The sequence below is a fragment of the Paraburkholderia sp. AV2 genome, from assembly GCF_054968425.1.
Genome location: NZ_JBANLK010000007.1, coordinates 112,840 through 127,619, shown reverse-complemented (window position 1 = coordinate 127,619; position 14,780 = coordinate 112,840). Strand labels below are relative to the sequence as shown.

The following is a 14,780-nucleotide window of genomic DNA, read 5'->3' as shown; positions in this document are numbered from 1 at the left end:
TACGCTGCGGCTCCCTGCAGCTGTCGAGGGTGACGCGCCGCCCGGCCGTGCGGCACGCCCCTGGACCTGGATGTTCTGCCCGATTCACATAAAACCAACGCCATCCTTCCTGGCAAAGGACAGACGCCCGCGGACCCTAGACGACCAGACAACCCTGCGCCTTGGCAACCGTCACCGTCGCTTCCATGCCCGCCGTAAACCGCAGATAGTCGTCCTCCATTCCATCGGAAAAAATCACGCCGTTTTCCGGCATGCGCGAGCGCAGCCGCAGCGGTTGCCCGGCACTCACATGGCCGAAAACCAGTTCGGTCTTCGACGCCCGGCTCGGAAACGGCTCCCGCACGGCGAACGTCAGTTGCGGACTGTCCCAGGACTGAGGCGGGTACTCGAAACTCTGGTCCGATCCCAGCGTGGCCCGCGTCACGCCGATCGCCCCCGTCACCACGCTTTTGACCCATGCGGTCGAGCCGAGTCCCGTGGACACGATAATGCCCGACGACGACTGCGATTCGCGTCGCTCACCCAACTCGATCTCATAGAGCGCGGAAGAATGCGTACGCGGCCCGACAAACAGGTCATTGACCGCGCGCAGCACCTGCCCGTCCGAAAGCCGTGCCTCCGCCATGGTCACGGCCTTCGTTGGACGACGGCCGCGGGCGACATCCGCGAGTACCGCGCCAAGGTCGGGCGGTTCGAACGGCAGCAACACGCCGTCCCACCTGCCGGGCTCCGGATTCAGGCCGATCAGCGGCTGCCCGCCCAGGTATTTCATCGAGTTCGCCACCAGCCCGTCCTGCCCGAGCGCCACGACTATATCGTCGGGCGCGAAAATGAAATTGGGCAGGTAGCCTCGGTCAACGATCTGGTAACGGCCCCAGCCTTCGAGCGCGCGAACGGTCAACTCCAGGCCACGCGCGTAGGCGGCGTGCTCGGCGAGGTAGTCGGAGAAGTCCGCGCCGAGATGCTCGATGTAGAACTTCGCCTGCGCGAGCGTGTGGTGCCGGGCAATCAGATCTTCATAGCGCGTGCAGCGTGTCACCAGCACGACTTTACGCGACTCGGTAGTCATGCTGCCTTCCTTTCTCCGCCGCCGATCAGACCCTGGAGCAGGTCGGGCGAGACATTGAGCTGACCGATGCGCTCCGCGCGTTCGGCGATGCCGCCGAACGCCTGGGCGATCAGTTGTCCCGGCTGCATGCCCGCAGCGGCGAGCGCGGTGACGATGCGCGGATCGGCCTTCTCCAGCGCCTGCATGACGGCTGCGACCCGATGCGCCTCGGCCTCCGCGAGGGTCCGGCTGTTCTGCGCCTGCCCGGCCACGAATGCCTTGCGCTTTTCCTCGAGCTCGATGTCCGACGCCATCTGTTCGTTGCGCAGCCCGTTTTCCTTGCGCATCAACGTGGCCTTCGCCTCCATCTGCGTTTCGCGGATCTGCCGCTTCTTCTGCTCGACCGCGATGTCGGTATCCAGTTCGTTTTGGCGAATCGCGCGCTCGTTCTCCACGGCCGACATCCGTCGCAGATAGACGGCGTCGTCAGCCGCCTTGAGGTTGGATTCTCGCGCCTCTGCTTCAAGGGCGCGCGCAATGTCCGGTGTGGGCTTCACGGCCATCACCGAGACGCCCAGAATCTCCAGACCCAGCGCCTCGATCTCCGGCTGATCCGCGAGCCCCTTCTGTACGGTCTGCGCGATTGCCGCAGAAGCGCGCAACGCCTGCTTCAGATCCATCGCCTGCACGGTCTGCTGAACGATCACCTCGACCTGCATCGCGACGCGATCCCCGAGCCGCTTCGGATCCTCCGACACATAGGTCCGGCCGTCCTTGCCCAGCGAGAAGTCCATCATCGCCGCCGTGCGGTGCGGATCGCGCACGCGGTAGGTCACCTGCCCCTGCACGGTGACGCTCTGGAAGTCCGCCGTCACCAGTTCGAGGATGAACGGACGATCCTGGCTCGCAACCGGCACGGAAACCAGCGTCGTCGCCGGCGCGTAGTAGAAAAACGAAAGCCCCGCGCCTTCGCGCACCATCTGGCCAGCGCGGAACTGCATGAGGTGAACGGTCGGCTGTGACTTGATGAACCGGATACCGAACATGATGTACTCCTTGTTTGAGTTGTACTGTACAACTTGCATAAGTTGCACAATACAACCTAGAATGAGGGTCGTCAAGTTTTTCTGGTTCGCCATGGCACATCCGAAACCCGCTTCCGGACAACGCGCAGGACATGGGCATGAGTTTCCCCAGCCCTATACGACTGTCGATGTCGTGATCTTCTCGGTGCTCGATAACGCGCTGCAGGTCCTGCTCGTCCGGCGTCCGGCCGAAGCCGGCGAACCGTTTCCGGGGCGCTGGGCGCTGCCGGGGGGCTTTGTCGACGTAGCGGTCGATACAACGCTCGAGGGTTGCGCGCGCCGCAAGCTGCTCGACAAGACCGCCGTGAGGAGTCCATATCTGGAGCAGCTCGGCAGTTGGGGGAGCGCGACGCGCGATCCGCGCGGCTGGTCGGCAACTCACGTCTGGTTTGCGTTGATCGCGGCGCAGGACGTCACGCTCGCGAAGGGCGCGAACGCTGCCGAAGTGGCGTGGTTCGCTGTCGACGCGGTAGCCCGGAAAGGCGGACTCGCATTTGATCACGACACCATCGTTCAAGCGGCGGTCGAGCGGCTACGCGGCAAGGTCGAATACACTTCGCTGCCGGCGTTCCTGTTGCCTGAGCCGTTCACGCTGCCGCAGCTTCAGCGTATGTACGAGATCGTGCTCGGCCGGCCCGTGGATAAAAGCGGCTTTCGTACGCGGATGCTCGCCGCAGGCTTCCTGAGCGAAGCGGGTTATGTCGCCGGGGAATCGAATCGGCCGGCCGTAGGCTATCGCCTCGTGGACCGAAGCACGCTTGCGGTGTTTCCGCGAACCTTTAGTCCGCGTGGCGGCGGCTGAGCACGGCTGACAGCCGCGCCTGCGGCGGGTAGTTCAGCCTTTCAATTCTCGCAAAGGTGCACGCCTTTTTTCACGCCGACACAAGAACCCCCTCTTGAAACCCGGTCAATCGCCTATATCGTAAAATCACGATATATACTTCGTGCAGCTACGATGTTTCCCAGATGAAGAAACCCACCCCCGCTCCTGTCGCGCTCGACATCGACGCCATCCACAAGGCCCTCGCCAACCCCGTGCGGCGCGAGATCCTGGCGTGGCTGCGCGAGCCGCAGGCGTATTTCGCCGATCAGGAACTGCCGCTCGACCAGGGCGTCTGCGCCGGCAAGATCGACGCGCGCTGCGGGCTGTCGCAATCCACCGTCTCCGCTCACCTCGCGGTGCTCCAGAAAGCGGGGCTCGTGTCGTCGAAGCGGATCGGCCAGTGGGTTTTCTTCAAGCGCAACGAAGCGGTCATCGAAGCGTTTCTCGCTCACGTGAACGCTCAGTTGTGACGGAGCCATCGTCCTTTCATTCGCAGCCCATCCAGTTCGCGGGCCATGCCCGCTCAAGGTGAAACATGGCAACCCTTTTCGACCCCATTCAGATCGGCGCGCTCACGCTCCCCAACCGTATCGTCATGGCGCCGCTCACGCGCCAGCGCGCCGGCGAGGCCCGTGTGCCCAACGCGCTCATGGCGAAGTACTACGCCGAACGCGCGTCGGCCGGCCTCATCATCAGCGAGGCGACTTCGGTGACGCCGCAGGGCGTCGGCTATGCCGAAACGCCGGGCATCTGGTCGCAGGAACAGGTGGCGGGCTGGAAGCTCGTGACCGACGCCGTGCACGCGGCCGGCGGCCGCATCTTCCTGCAGCTCTGGCATGTGGGCCGCGTGTCGGACCCCATCTTTCTCGACGGCGAGCTGCCGGTTGCGCCCAGCGCGATCGCGGCGCAGGGCAACGTGAGTCTCGTGCGTCCGCAGCGCGCCTACGTGACGCCGCGCGCACTCGAAACCGATGAAATCCCCGGCGTCGTTGCCGCGTTCCGCCTCGGCGCCGAAAACGCGAAGGCGGCCGGCTTCGACGGTGTCGAAGTGCACGGCGCGAACGGCTACCTGATCGATCAGTTCCTGCAGGACAGCACGAACCATCGCACGGACGCCTATGGCGGTTCGATCGAAAACCGCGCGCGTCTGCTGCTCGAAATCACCGACGCGTGCATCGACGTCTGGGGCGCGAATCGCGTAGCCGTACATCTCGCGCCGCGCGGCGATGCCCACACGATGGGCGACTCGAATCCCGCCGCGACCTTCGGCTACGTCGCACGCGAACTCGGCAAGCGCAAGATCGCGTTCATCTGCGCGCGCGAGTCGCTGGGCGACAATCGCCTCGGCCCGCAACTGAAGGCCGAATTCGGCGGCCCGTTCATCGCCAACGAAAAGTTCACGCTGGAATCGGCCCAGGCCGCACTCTCCGCCGGCGAAGCCGACGCCGTGGCATGGGGCCAGCTCTTCATCGCGAACCCGGACCTGCCGCGCCGCTTCGAACTGAACGCGGCGCTCAACACACCGAATCCGTCCACCTACTACGCACGCGGCGAAACGGGTTACACCGACTATCCCACGCTGGAAAACGTGGCGTGATCTGACGTGACCCAACGGGGCGGCCGTACCACGGCCGCCCCTTGCTGCATGGGGCACGCGTGCCGCCAGGCGCGCCGTCGCGGTCAATCGTGCCAGAGCAGCATTGCACCGCAGGCGGCCACCCATTTCCTCAGGGCTTTTTCCATAGGCCGTTTCAATTGGCATCCGGCGCGAGCGTGTCCTCTAATGGAAGCCTTCCGCTTTGCCCCGCTGACTGGAGATCCTCCATGCCTCAAGCCGACGCCACGCAAATCGTCCACACTATCGCCGCGGAAACCAATACGCCGGAAGAAACCGTCGCGCGCCTCTATGCCGACACCCTCGACAGTTACCGCGCCGAAGCCAGCATTCAGGACTATCTGCCGCTGTTCGCCGAGCGCAAGGTGAGAGCGGCGCTGCGCGAAAAGAAAAGTAAGCCGCACTAAGCACCACTGAACGCCAGAAAACACCAAGCCGCCCCTCTCATTCCCACTATCTGGATTGCACGCGCTGAGCGCCCGGCCAGCGCGGGATTTCGCGCGCCCGTCGTTTGCGCGCTTGCGTGCGTCTGCCCCCTTGTTTGCGCCCTTTTGTCCGTCGTCAGTCGCGGAGGCTCTTAAGACTCGTTTAATTCTTCGCTGTAACCATACGATCACCCCTGTTGAGCCGCCGGAGCATCGGCGGCGTTTTTTTGTAGGCGCCGCCGCTTGCCGCGCGACGGCGCTACCTGGCAAGCAAAGTAGAACGAAGGAGCCAGTTCATGGTTGAAGACGACGTGCTGATGCACCTGCAACTGCTGCTGGACGACGGCGCGCGGGCGAACGTCGCGAGCTGCCGGGTTTCGGGTCCGCTCCCGCAGCCGTGGGGCCGGCCTTGCCTGCTTGTCGAATGGACCACGCTGCTCGACGACGGCGCGCGCCGCCAGGTCGTGCCCGCCGAAAGCTCGGCGCTCGACATTGCCCGTCTCGTGGCCGCGCACGTGCCCGGCCGCCGCATCGTGCTGAACGGCGAGCCCGCCGAGCCCGAACGCGGCCGCACGCGCCGGCGCGCGCGCTCAGGTACGCGCGCGGCGCGCTGACCGCGCGGCAGCGGCTCTCCTCCGCTTTTTTCCGGCTACCGGTTCGCGCCCGTTCGGGTGCGCCCGGCCTACGCCACCCGCTTCCCCAATTCGGCTTCGAGCGCTGCGCTCGCGCGCGTCATGGGCGCGCGCAGCTCGTTGCGGATCAGCCCGCAATGCGCGAGCGCCGCCTTCACGGGCGCGGGATTCGGCTCCGCAAACGCCGCGCGCACGATCGGCACGAGGGCATGCCACAGCGAGCGCGCTTCGGCCAGCCGTCCCTCGCTCACCTTGCGCGCCAACGCCACGAAGCGCTCCGTGCACAGATGCGCCGACGCCGCGATCGCTCCGCTACCACCAGCACACAGGACACCGAACATCTCGATGTCTTCGCCGCAGAGCACCTGCAAACGCCCATCCAGAATCAGCGAAAGCGTCTTGTCGAGCGAACCGCCGCAATCCTTCACCGCCACGATGCGCTCGTGGCCGGCAAGTTCGAGCAGCGTCGGCAATTCGAGCTGCACCCCGGTGCGCGCCGGAATGTCGTAGAGGATCACAGGCTTGCGGCTCGCATCGGCGATGGCCGCGAAATGGCCAATCACGCCGGCCTGCGACGGCCGGATGTAGTACGGCGCGGCCGCCAGCACGCCCGCGACAGGCAGGGCGTTCAGCTCGGCAACGCGCTCGCACACCGAAGCCGTATGGTTCCCGCTCACGCCGGCGACTACCGGCAGGCCGTCCGCCGCCGCCAGTACGGTCGCGAGCACGGCGTCCTGCTCGCGCGCGTCGAGCGCGGCGGGCTCGCCCGTTGTGCCCAGCGCGACGAAGCCGGCCACGCCGGCGCGTGCGTAATGGCGCACGAGCGTATCGAGCGCGGTGTGATCGACCTCACCTGCGTTGAACGGCGTGATGAGCGGAATCCAGATACCTGAAAAGATGGACATGACTTTCCCTTGAACCCGACCGTATCGAAAGGTCCGTCGAGCAATGTGCAGAAGGGAAGCGAGCCGGGGATAACGCGGTAGGCAGGGCGGGCTGTTCCGTCGCACATCTGACGACGGAACAGCAGGCTCCGGTCAGATGAGCCGCTGTTTTTTGGCTTTGGCGTTCACGCCGGCCGACGAGGCGCGCACGAACGCACGCGTCGCGCGCGAAGCGGCGACGGCGGACGAACGGAGGCGGCGGGATGCGGTGCGTGACATGCGCGACAGTGTAACCGGGATTGCTCGCGTACGCACGGTCGCGCTGACACGGGCATAGCGCCTCAGGCGGGCGTCTCGTCCCACACCTGCGAGTCGCGCTCATGAGGCAAGGGTACATTGAGCAGCAAATCCGGCGCGGCGGCGTCGCGTTTGGTCAGCTTGCCCTCCACGGTCGCGCCGCACTCCATCTGCAGCTGGAGGTAGCGAATATTGCCGGTCACGTGCGCGTTCGCCTTGAGTTCGACGAAGTGATCCGCGATCACGTCGCCGACGATATGCCCGTTCACGACGATGTCGTAGCCGTGCACGTTGCCTTCTATCGTGCAGCACTCGCTCAGCACGAGCAGCGACTCCGTGCCCGGCTTGGCCCTGACGTTGCCGCGAATCGTGCCGTCGAGCCGCAGCCCGTCACTGAATTCGATATCGCCCGCGATGCTGACGTCCTGTGCGATCAACGTCGCCAGTTTGGTGTGCTGAATGCCTGCCTGTGCTTTTTTCTTGCCGAACATGAATGACCACCGTTGAATATGCCTTGCCGCGCCAATGCTCGCGGATACGCGTCGATACGCGTCGATACGCGCGCCGCGCCGCCGCCTTCAGCGGCCGCCGTGGCTGCGCAGGAACAAGAGTTCCTCCCGCAGCTTCGCGACGTCGGCCTGCGCGGCATCGGCCGACTTCTGCAGCGCCGCGCGAGCGGCGCGCTCCTGCTCCAGTCTGAATTGCGCGTTCGCCAGCGCCTCGTGCAGGCCGTCCGGCGCGCTGGACGGGCAGCGCGCCGGAGCGCCGGGCTCCAGCGACCACGCCATCAGGGCCGCACTGGCCGCAGCCGTTACGACCGTCCATGCCAGCACCATGGTCACGCGCGCGGCGCGCGAGCGAACCGGCTGCAGTTCGTAAGCGCGAGTCGCGTCCGCACGGGTCCGTGCGAGGCGTCGCTCAACCATTGGCGTAGGCTCCGAATAGCGCGAGATAGTCGGCGGGATTGACGGGCGCGCCGTCCACGAGCACCTCGAAATGCAGATGCGGTCCCGTCGAGCGGCCCGTCGAGCCCACGTCGGCGATATGTTCGAGCGGCAGCACGATCTGGCCGACCTGCACGTCGATCTTCGACGCATGCCCATAGCGCGTGTGAAAGCCGTTGCCGTGATCGATCTCCACGGCGTTGCCATAGCCGGCCTTCGGTCCCGCGTAGATCACGCGGCCACCGGCGGCGGCAAGGATGGGCGTGCCGGTCGGCGCGACGAGATCGACGCCCGGATGAAAGCTCAGGCGATGGGTGAACGGGTCGATGCGGTTGCCGAACGGCGAGCCGAAGCGGCCGTCCACGAGCGGCTTTCTCCCCGGGAACGCGCTGAAGGCCGCCTCGTGCAGTGCGACAGCGTGCTCCAGCGCCGAAACGGTCGCGGACAGGCAGTCGAGTTCGCCGCGCGTCGCCTGCTCGTTCGCGCGCGCAGCCGCCGGCGCCGAGGCCGCGCCGGCGCAGTGACGCGGCGCGAGCAACGGGCCGCCCTCGCCGCCTTCGTCGCTGTCGCCCGACCCTGCTGGGACCGGCGTCGTGGTGACGCCGCGAGGCGGCTGCGCACGCAGACGCTGATCGAATTGATGCAGTTCGGCCAGCTGGCTGGCAAGGCGTTCGATGCGCGGATCGAGCAATTCGATCGACGCATTCATCCGCCCCAACTCGTCCACGACATAGCGATGCTGGGCCGGCCCGTCCGCTCCCGCCGCGGCATTCGCAACCGGCGCCGGCGCCAGGTAGCGGCCGATCGCGACGCCGCCCGCGAGGGCAAGCGTCGCCGTGGCCAGCGCAGCGGCGATGGCGGTGCGTCGGGCAGTGCGATGGGTGACGAAACGCGTATCGCGACCCGCGAGATCGTCGACGGAGTCCGACCAGGGCGCAAACCACGGCGACTTCACGAGCAACCCCGGCGGCGCGACCCGGCACGCGCGGCCGCATCGAGGAAGCAAGAAAGCGAAAGGAAAACGGGCATCGAGAAGGCGATGACGGGTAGCGACCCGCCAGGACAAACGCAAAGGCGCGATTATCACGGCGTCGCAAAATCCGGCATCTCAATATCAGGAGCGCCGCGGCAACCGGCTTCCCCAAATCTCGGATCGCCCTACCGCCGAGAAAACCGCTTGACTTCTGACGGCGCCGAATTAATATACGCACCGCGTACATCAACCCGACTCAGAGGTGCCTGCATGAGCGTTCCGCAACAAGCCTTCCTCCGCGACGCCATGCGGCGTCTGAACATGACCCGCGATGCGTTCGCGAGCCGCATCGGCGTGTCGCGCCGGGCCCTCGACACCTGGCTCCTGCCCGAAGAATCGCAGGAATCGCGGGCCATGCCGGAGATCGTCGAGCGCTTCGTTTCGGAAATCGTCGGCAATGGCGAGCCGCGCGAAGGCTATACGCAAAGCGTAGACCCGCATTCGCTCGCGAGCCAGATGCAATTCGAAGGCAAGCCGCAACTGCTCTCCGTCGACCAGTTCTCGCGCGATGCCGTCGAAGCCCTGTTCCGCGTGGCCGACATCATGCAGCCCATTGCCCGCCGCCGCAAAATCTCGCGCGTGCTCGAAGGCGCCGTGCTCGGCAACCTGTTCTTCGAAGCCAGCACGCGCACGCGCGTGAGCTTCGGCGCGGCGTTCTGCCGGCTGGGTGGTTCGGTATGCGATACGACCGGCTTCACGTTCTCGTCGATGGCGAAGGGCGAGTCGATCTACGATACGAGCCGCGTGATGGCGGGTTACGTCGATGCGATGGTGATTCGGCATCCTGATCAAGGCTCGGTGGCCGAATTCGCGCGTGCCGTGAACATCCCCATCATCAATGGCGGCGACGGCCCCGGCGAGCACCCGAGCCAGGCGCTGCTCGATCTCTACACGATCCAGCGCGAGTTTTCGCGCCTCGGCAAGATCGTGGACGGCGCACATATCGCGCTCGTGGGCGACCTCAAGTACGGCCGCACGGTGCACTCGCTCGTGAAGCTGCTCGCGCTCTATCGCGGCATCAAGTTCACGCTGATCTCGCCGCCGATGCTCGAAATGCCCACGTACATCGTGGACAAGATCTCGACCAATGGCCACGTGGTCGAGCAGACGCACGACCTCAGGGTCGGTCTGCGCGGCGCGGACGTGGTGTACGCTACGCGCATCCAGAAGGAGCGCTTCACCGACGAGTCGTTCGAAGGCTATACGCCCGACTTCCAGATCAATCAGGCGCTGATGGACGAATGCTGCAGCCCCGAGACGCTGGTCATGCACCCTCTGCCGCGCGACAGCCGCCCGGGCGCGAACGATCTTTCGACGGATCTGAACCACGATCCGCGCCTCGCCATCTTCCGCCAGACCGACAACGGCATTCCGGTACGCATGGCGATCTTCGCGACGCTGCTGGGTGTCGAGAACCTCGTGCAGCACTCGATGCGCGACGCCGCGTGGCGCCCGCCTGCCTACCTCGGCCCGGACGACGCCGTGTTCCACGGTATCGACTGAGGTTCCTCTTCACATCCCGCCGGGCATGCCCGGCGGGAATGTCCTGCTACATATACTTCGCATTACTACATAATTATGCCGGATGGGATCTCACCGCGAGTTCAAATCCGGATTCATCGAGCACAAGCGCCGCTGGCGGCCAACACCTGACCCGCAGATGCAATCCGGCGATTATGTCCATCCCGCCAGTCTCGCGTCAGCCACCGGTCACGCATGCGCCAGCCCGACGCCACACTGGCACGAGTCACGAAAGTTTCGCGGTCCCGCTCTTTACTTTCGGTTCCGGCAAGCGCAACGTGCTGGTCTGACGCGCGTGCCAGGCCTTCGTGCGGCCCCCGCGTCGCGCGAACCTGCCGCGTAACGCTTCTCCCGGTAAGCGACCAGCAAGGAAGGCACCACACAGGCTCGCGGCATCGGAATTGCTGTCTGACGAAATTTCGCTGAATTCGCGCAACGCGGGCCCAAGCTCATGCCACCTCGCGTGCGCGTGTTTCCGTCCTTCGATGGAGCCGCCGAACGCCATGTCACACGATCTTCCCGACGACGCAGGCAAGCCCGCGCCCGCCGCCACCCCCGCCGACGTCTCGCGCCGCCGCTTCCTGCAGTCGGCGGCCGCTGCCGCCGCACTGGGCGCCACGCCGCATCTGCAAGCGCAGACCGGGCCCAGCCCCGCCGAAACCGCAGCGCCACGGCCGATGCCCGCGCCTGCACAGCCCGTACACCTGAACATCAACGGCCGCGAGTACGTACTGCATATCGAACCTCGCGTCACGCTGCTCGACGCGCTACGCGACTACGCGGGCCTCACCGGCACGAAGAAGGGCTGCGACCGCGGCCAGTGCGGCGCGTGCACCGTGCTGGCGGACGGCCGGCGCATCAACTCGTGTCTCTCGCTCGCGGTCATGTACGAAGACGCACGCATCACGACCGTAGAAGGGCTTTCGAGCGCAACCACGCTGAGCCCGGTGCAGCGCGCCTTCATTGAGCGCGACGCGTTCCAGTGCGGCTACTGCACACCAGGCCAGTTGTGTTCGGCGACCGCGTGCATCAGCGAGTTCAACGCGGGCACCGCAAGCGCCGTCACGCACGATGTGCGCGAACGTCCCCCGCAACTCACCGATGCCGAGATCCGCGAACGCATGAGCGGCAATATCTGCCGCTGCGGCGCCTATGCCAACATCGTGGCCGCCGTGCGCGACGCGCATGCGGCCAGCGCGTGACGAAGGAGGCGCCTCTCATGGATGCCATTTCCTATCAGCGCGCCGCCGACGTCAACGGCGCGATCGCGGCCGCGCAGCAACCGGGCGCCGTGTTCATCGGCGGCGGCACGAACCTGCTCGACCTCATGAAGGGCGGCGTGACGCATCCGGTGACGCTCATCGACATCACGCGCATCGATGCCCTGCAGAACGTCGAGACGCTGCCGGACGGCGGCCTTCGCATCGGCGCGCTGGTGCGCAACAGCGACGCGGCCAATCACGCGCTCGTGCGCACGCGTTATCCGCTGCTCACGGAGGCGCTGCTTTCGGGCGCCTCGGGGCAGTTGCGCAACATGGCGACGATGGGCGGCAACCTCTTGCAGCGCACCCGCTGCGGCTACTTCTACGACACCGCGTTCGCCCAGTGCAACAAGCGCGCGCCGGGCAGCGGCTGCGCGGCGATCGGCGGCTTCAACCGCATGCACGCGATACTCGGCGCGAGTCCGCAATGCGTGGCCGTCAATCCCTCCGATATGAACGTGGCGCTCGCCGCGCTCGACGCGACCGTGCAGGTAAGCGGCCCGCGTGGCGCGCGCGCGATCCCCATCGCGCAGTTTCACCGCCTGCCCGGCGACCGCCCCGATCTCGACACGACACTGCAGCCGGGCGAGCTGATCACCTCCGTCGATCTGCCGCCCCCTGCGTTCAGCGATCACACGCATTACCTCAAAGTGCGCGACCGCGCGAGCTATGCGTTCGCGCTCGTCTCGGTGGCAGCCGCCTTGCAGATGGACGGCAAGACCGTGCGTGCGGCACGGGTCGCGCTGGGCGGCGTCGCGCACCGTCCGTGGCGGGCGAGCGTCGTCGAGCAACGGATCACGGGGCACGCGCTCGGCGCCGCGATGCTGCGCGAAGCGGCAAGCGCCGAGCTCGCGAGCGCGCAGCCGCTCAACGGCAATGCATTCAAGGTCGGACTTGCGCAGCGCGCGATCGTCCGCTCGGTGCTGCTCGCAGCCGGCCAGACAGGAGATTTCGCATGAGCCACCTCACCGGCCAGCCGCTCGACCGCATCGACGGCATCCTGAAGGTCACCGGCAGCGCCAGTTACGCCGCCGACTTTCCCGAGGCGCGGCTCGCGCACGCCGTTCTCGTGACGAGCACGGTGGCGAGCGGCACGATCAGCGCTATCGACACGCAGCGTGCGCAGCAGATGCCCGGCGTGCTGCTCGTGATGACGTACCGGAACGCGATGCGCCTGCCCAACAACGGGCACCCGCCGCTGAGCCCGCCAGCGGGCCGGCACCTCACGCTGCTGCAGGACAATGTCGTGCGTTACAGCAACGAGCCGGTCGCCGTGGTCGTCGCCGACACGCTCGAACATGCTGCCGACGCCGCGCGCCACGTGACCATCACGTACGCGGCAGCGCCGGCGGCGCTCGACTTCGCGAGCGCGAAAGCCACGGCCCATACGCCGCCGAGCCAGCCCAGCCGCCCGGCCGATTCGGAGCGCGGCAATCCGGAGGCGGGGCTGCAGGAAGGCGCGGTGCGCCTCGATGCCGTCTATACGACGCCGATGCAGTTCCACAACCCCATGGAGCCGCATGCGACGATGGCGCACTGGGACGGCCCCGACCTCACGCTCTACGACGCCACCCAGGGCGTAACCGGCGCGAGCACGGCGGTGGCCGCAGTGTTTGGCATTCCTGCCGATAACGTGCGCGTGATCTCGCCGTTCATCGGCGGCGGCTTCGGCTGCAAGGGCTCGTCGTGGTCGCACGTGAGTCTTTGCGCGATGGCCGCGAAGCAGACGGGGCGGCCCGTGCGTCTCGCCCTCGCGCGGCCGCAGATGTTCGGCTCCGTGGGCGGAAGGCCGCGCACCGAGCAGCACGTCCGGATCGCGGCGCACCCTGGCGGCACGCTCACCGGCATGCGCCACGACACGTACTCGCACACCTCGACCTTCGAGGACTGGACCGAGATGTCGGGCCTCGTCACGCGCATGATGTACGCGGTGCCGAACCAGAGCACGAGCCATCACCTGGTACAACTCAACGTGGGCACCCCCACCTTCACGCGTGCGCCTGGCGAGACGACGGGCTCGTTCGCGCTCGAATCGGCCATGGACGAACTCGCGTGGCAGTTGAAGATGGATCCTGTGGCGCTGCGCCTGAAGAACTACGCCGAAGCCGAGCCGCAGGACGGCAAGCCGTGGTCGTCGAAGGCGCTGCGCGAATGCTACGAGACGGGCGCGCAGCGCTTTGGCTGGTCGCGCCGCACGGCCACGCCGCGCTCGATGCGCGAGGGCAATACGCTGATCGGCCTCGGCATGGCGAGCGCGACCTATCCCGCGAACCGCAGCGAAGCCTCCGCGCTCGCGCGCATCCTGCCCGACGGGAGCGCGATGGTCGCTTCGGGCACGCAGGACCTCGGCACAGGCACCTACACGGTGATGACTCAGGTGGCCGCCGACGCGCTCGGCTTTCCGCCCGAGCGCATCCGTTTCGCGCTCGGCGACTCGACGCTGCCGCGCGCACCGGGCTCGGGCGGCTCGCAGTCGGCGGCGAGCGTCGCGCCCGCCGTGCAGGCCGCCGGGCAGCAGGCGCGCGACAAGCTGATTGCGCTCGCGGTGGCGGATCGCGCCTCGCCGGTCTACGGCGCCGCGCCCGGCGATGTCACGGTGGAAGACGGCTGGGTCGTGAGCCGCAGCGACACGTCGCGGCGCGACCCCGCCGCCGCGATTCTCGCGCGCGCGGGCGGCAAGCCGATCGAAGCGGTGGCAACGACGAAGCCCGGCAGCGAGCGCCAGCAGTACGCGTTCCACTCGTTCGGCGCCGTCTTCGCCGAAGTCCATGTGGACGCCGATCTCGGCACGATCCGCGTGGCGCGCATCGTGGGCGTCTACGACGTGGGAAACCGCCTCAACGAGAAGACCGCGCGCAGCCAGTTGATGGGCGGGATGGTGTGGGGCGTGGCGACGGCGCTCGAAGAAGAGGCGCTGCTCGATCCGCGCTTCGGGCGCATCGTGAACGCCAACCTCGCCGAGTATCACGTGCCCGTGAACGCCGACATCGGCGAACTGGACGTGCTGTTCGCCGGGCCGCCCGACCTGCGCTTCAATGCGCTCGGCGTGCGCGGCATCGGCGAGATCGGCATTACCGGCGTGCCCGCGGCCATCGCGAATGCCGTGTATCACGCTACGGGCGTGCGCGTGCGCGATCTGCCGATCACGCTCGACAAGGTCGTGCCGAAGATGAGCGCAACCGTATGACGTGTCTCTGCGGTTGACGAGATG

General features: G+C 66.8%; 14 protein-coding genes and 1 pseudogene. 9 read left to right on the top strand and 6 right to left on the bottom strand.

Translation table 11 applies throughout. The features are described 5' to 3' along the window. Window positions 1-136: 136 nt before the first annotated feature. Together V8683_RS07920 and V8683_RS07915 are read right to left on the bottom strand one after the other, a co-directional pair. Entirely contained in the window at window positions 137-1,069 is a 933-nt protein-coding gene (locus V8683_RS07920; RefSeq protein ID WP_411192217.1) for an NAD(+)/NADH kinase, read from the bottom strand. Beyond that, on the bottom strand, window positions 1,066-2,094 hold the full coding sequence (locus V8683_RS07915) for an SPFH domain-containing protein (protein ID WP_411192216.1): 1,029 nt from the start codon (window positions 2,092-2,094) through the stop codon (window positions 1,066-1,068). Before V8683_RS07915 ends, V8683_RS07920 begins: the two co-directional genes overlap by 4 nt. 91 nt (window positions 2,095-2,185) lie before the next feature. Here V8683_RS07915 and V8683_RS07910 point away from each other — a divergent pair, with 91 nt between their 5' ends. From V8683_RS07910 to V8683_RS07890, 5 genes and pseudogenes are all read left to right on the top strand, one after another. After that, window positions 2,186-2,935, top strand: coding sequence for an NUDIX hydrolase (locus tag V8683_RS07910; RefSeq protein WP_411192215.1), 750 nt, complete (start codon window positions 2,186-2,188; stop codon window positions 2,933-2,935). A 164-nt stretch (window positions 2,936-3,099) separates the two neighbouring features. Then, window positions 3,100-3,426 carry an ArsR/SmtB family transcription factor gene (locus tag V8683_RS07905; protein WP_411192214.1) on the top strand — a complete coding sequence of 109 codons (327 nt, stop codon included), beginning with the start codon at window positions 3,100-3,102 and terminating at the stop codon, window positions 3,424-3,426. A 65-nt stretch (window positions 3,427-3,491) separates the two neighbouring features. Continuing rightward, window positions 3,492-4,553, top strand: a complete 1,062-nt coding sequence (locus tag V8683_RS07900; RefSeq protein ID WP_411192213.1) for an alkene reductase — start codon at window positions 3,492-3,494, stop codon at window positions 4,551-4,553. Window positions 4,554-4,780: 227 nt separating this feature from the next. After that, the gene (locus tag V8683_RS07895) at window positions 4,781-4,978 is read left to right on the top strand and encodes a DUF3562 domain-containing protein (RefSeq protein ID WP_411192212.1); all 198 of its coding nucleotides are present in this window, start codon (window positions 4,781-4,783) and stop codon (window positions 4,976-4,978) included. A 314-nt stretch (window positions 4,979-5,292) separates the two neighbouring features. Beyond that, a pseudogene (locus V8683_RS07890) lies at window positions 5,293-5,523 on the top strand (DUF2866 domain-containing protein); the annotation flags it as partial. A 155-nt stretch (window positions 5,524-5,678) separates the two neighbouring features. Here the strand turns inward: V8683_RS07890 and dapA are convergent. The 4 genes from dapA to V8683_RS07870 form a co-directional block, all read right to left on the bottom strand. Then, the gene (dapA, locus tag V8683_RS07885; RefSeq protein WP_411192211.1) at window positions 5,679-6,533 is read right to left on the bottom strand and encodes a 4-hydroxy-tetrahydrodipicolinate synthase; all 855 of its coding nucleotides are present in this window, start codon (window positions 6,531-6,533) and stop codon (window positions 5,679-5,681) included. A 320-nt stretch (window positions 6,534-6,853) separates the two neighbouring features. Beyond that, window positions 6,854-7,300, bottom strand: a complete 447-nt coding sequence (locus tag V8683_RS07880) for a bactofilin family protein (RefSeq protein WP_411192210.1) — start codon at window positions 7,298-7,300, stop codon at window positions 6,854-6,856. An 87-nt stretch (window positions 7,301-7,387) separates the two neighbouring features. After that, a complete protein-coding gene (locus V8683_RS07875; protein ID WP_411192209.1) occupies window positions 7,388-7,735 on the bottom strand; it encodes a hypothetical protein in 348 nt (115 codons plus the stop codon). Further along, window positions 7,728-8,708: a M23 family metallopeptidase gene (locus V8683_RS07870; RefSeq protein WP_411192208.1), complete on the bottom strand. Its 981-nt coding sequence runs from the start codon at window positions 8,706-8,708 to the stop codon at window positions 7,728-7,730. Before V8683_RS07870 ends, V8683_RS07875 begins: the two co-directional genes overlap by 8 nt. A gap of 288 nt (window positions 8,709-8,996) precedes the next feature. On the opposite strand from V8683_RS07870, the gene V8683_RS07865 reads away from it, so the two are divergent. The 4 genes from V8683_RS07865 to V8683_RS07850 all read left to right on the top strand — a co-directional run bounded on the left by V8683_RS07865 (window position 8,997) and on the right by V8683_RS07850 (window position 14,756). Further along, window positions 8,997-10,289 carry an aspartate carbamoyltransferase gene (locus V8683_RS07865; protein WP_411192207.1) on the top strand — a complete coding sequence of 431 codons (1,293 nt, stop codon included), beginning with the start codon at window positions 8,997-8,999 and terminating at the stop codon, window positions 10,287-10,289. A gap of 521 nt (window positions 10,290-10,810) precedes the next feature. Further along, window positions 10,811-11,509 (top strand): (2Fe-2S)-binding protein, encoded by a 699-nt coding sequence (locus V8683_RS07860; RefSeq protein ID WP_411192206.1) that lies wholly within the window; start codon window positions 10,811-10,813, stop codon window positions 11,507-11,509. 17 nt (window positions 11,510-11,526) lie between these two features. Beyond that, window positions 11,527-12,528 carry an FAD binding domain-containing protein gene (locus V8683_RS07855; protein WP_411192205.1) on the top strand — a complete coding sequence of 334 codons (1,002 nt, stop codon included), beginning with the start codon at window positions 11,527-11,529 and terminating at the stop codon, window positions 12,526-12,528. Next, the gene (locus V8683_RS07850) at window positions 12,525-14,756 is read left to right on the top strand and encodes a xanthine dehydrogenase family protein molybdopterin-binding subunit (protein ID WP_411192204.1); all 2,232 of its coding nucleotides are present in this window, start codon (window positions 12,525-12,527) and stop codon (window positions 14,754-14,756) included. Before V8683_RS07855 ends, V8683_RS07850 begins: the two co-directional genes overlap by 4 nt. Window positions 14,757-14,780 lie beyond the last annotated feature (24 nt).

What these genes read in the sequence shown, in the direction of transcription:
- V8683_RS07855 (WP_411192205.1), top strand. Translation starts at nt 11,527, where the DNA reads ATGGATGCCATTTCCTATCAGCGCGCCGCCGACGTCAACGGCGCGATC.
- V8683_RS07920 (WP_411192217.1), bottom strand. Translation starts at nt 1,069, where the DNA reads ATGACTACCGAGTCGCGTAAAGTCGTGCTGGTGACACGCTGCACGCGC.
- V8683_RS07850 (WP_411192204.1), top strand. Translation starts at nt 12,525, where the DNA reads ATGAGCCACCTCACCGGCCAGCCGCTCGACCGCATCGACGGCATCCTG.
- V8683_RS07910 (WP_411192215.1), top strand. Translation starts at nt 2,186, where the DNA reads ATGGCACATCCGAAACCCGCTTCCGGACAACGCGCAGGACATGGGCAT.
- V8683_RS07900 (WP_411192213.1), top strand. Translation starts at nt 3,492, where the DNA reads ATGGCAACCCTTTTCGACCCCATTCAGATCGGCGCGCTCACGCTCCCC.
- V8683_RS07905 (WP_411192214.1), top strand. Translation starts at nt 3,100, where the DNA reads ATGAAGAAACCCACCCCCGCTCCTGTCGCGCTCGACATCGACGCCATC.
- dapA (WP_411192211.1), bottom strand. Translation starts at nt 6,533, where the DNA reads ATGTCCATCTTTTCAGGTATCTGGATTCCGCTCATCACGCCGTTCAAC.
- V8683_RS07865 (WP_411192207.1), top strand. Translation starts at nt 8,997, where the DNA reads ATGAGCGTTCCGCAACAAGCCTTCCTCCGCGACGCCATGCGGCGTCTG.
- V8683_RS07860 (WP_411192206.1), top strand. Translation starts at nt 10,811, where the DNA reads ATGTCACACGATCTTCCCGACGACGCAGGCAAGCCCGCGCCCGCCGCC.
- V8683_RS07880 (WP_411192210.1), bottom strand. Translation starts at nt 7,300, where the DNA reads ATGTTCGGCAAGAAAAAAGCACAGGCAGGCATTCAGCACACCAAACTG.
- V8683_RS07875 (WP_411192209.1), bottom strand. Translation starts at nt 7,735, where the DNA reads ATGGTTGAGCGACGCCTCGCACGGACCCGTGCGGACGCGACTCGCGCT.
- V8683_RS07895 (WP_411192212.1), top strand. Translation starts at nt 4,781, where the DNA reads ATGCCTCAAGCCGACGCCACGCAAATCGTCCACACTATCGCCGCGGAA.
- V8683_RS07915 (WP_411192216.1), bottom strand. Translation starts at nt 2,094, where the DNA reads ATGTTCGGTATCCGGTTCATCAAGTCACAGCCGACCGTTCACCTCATG.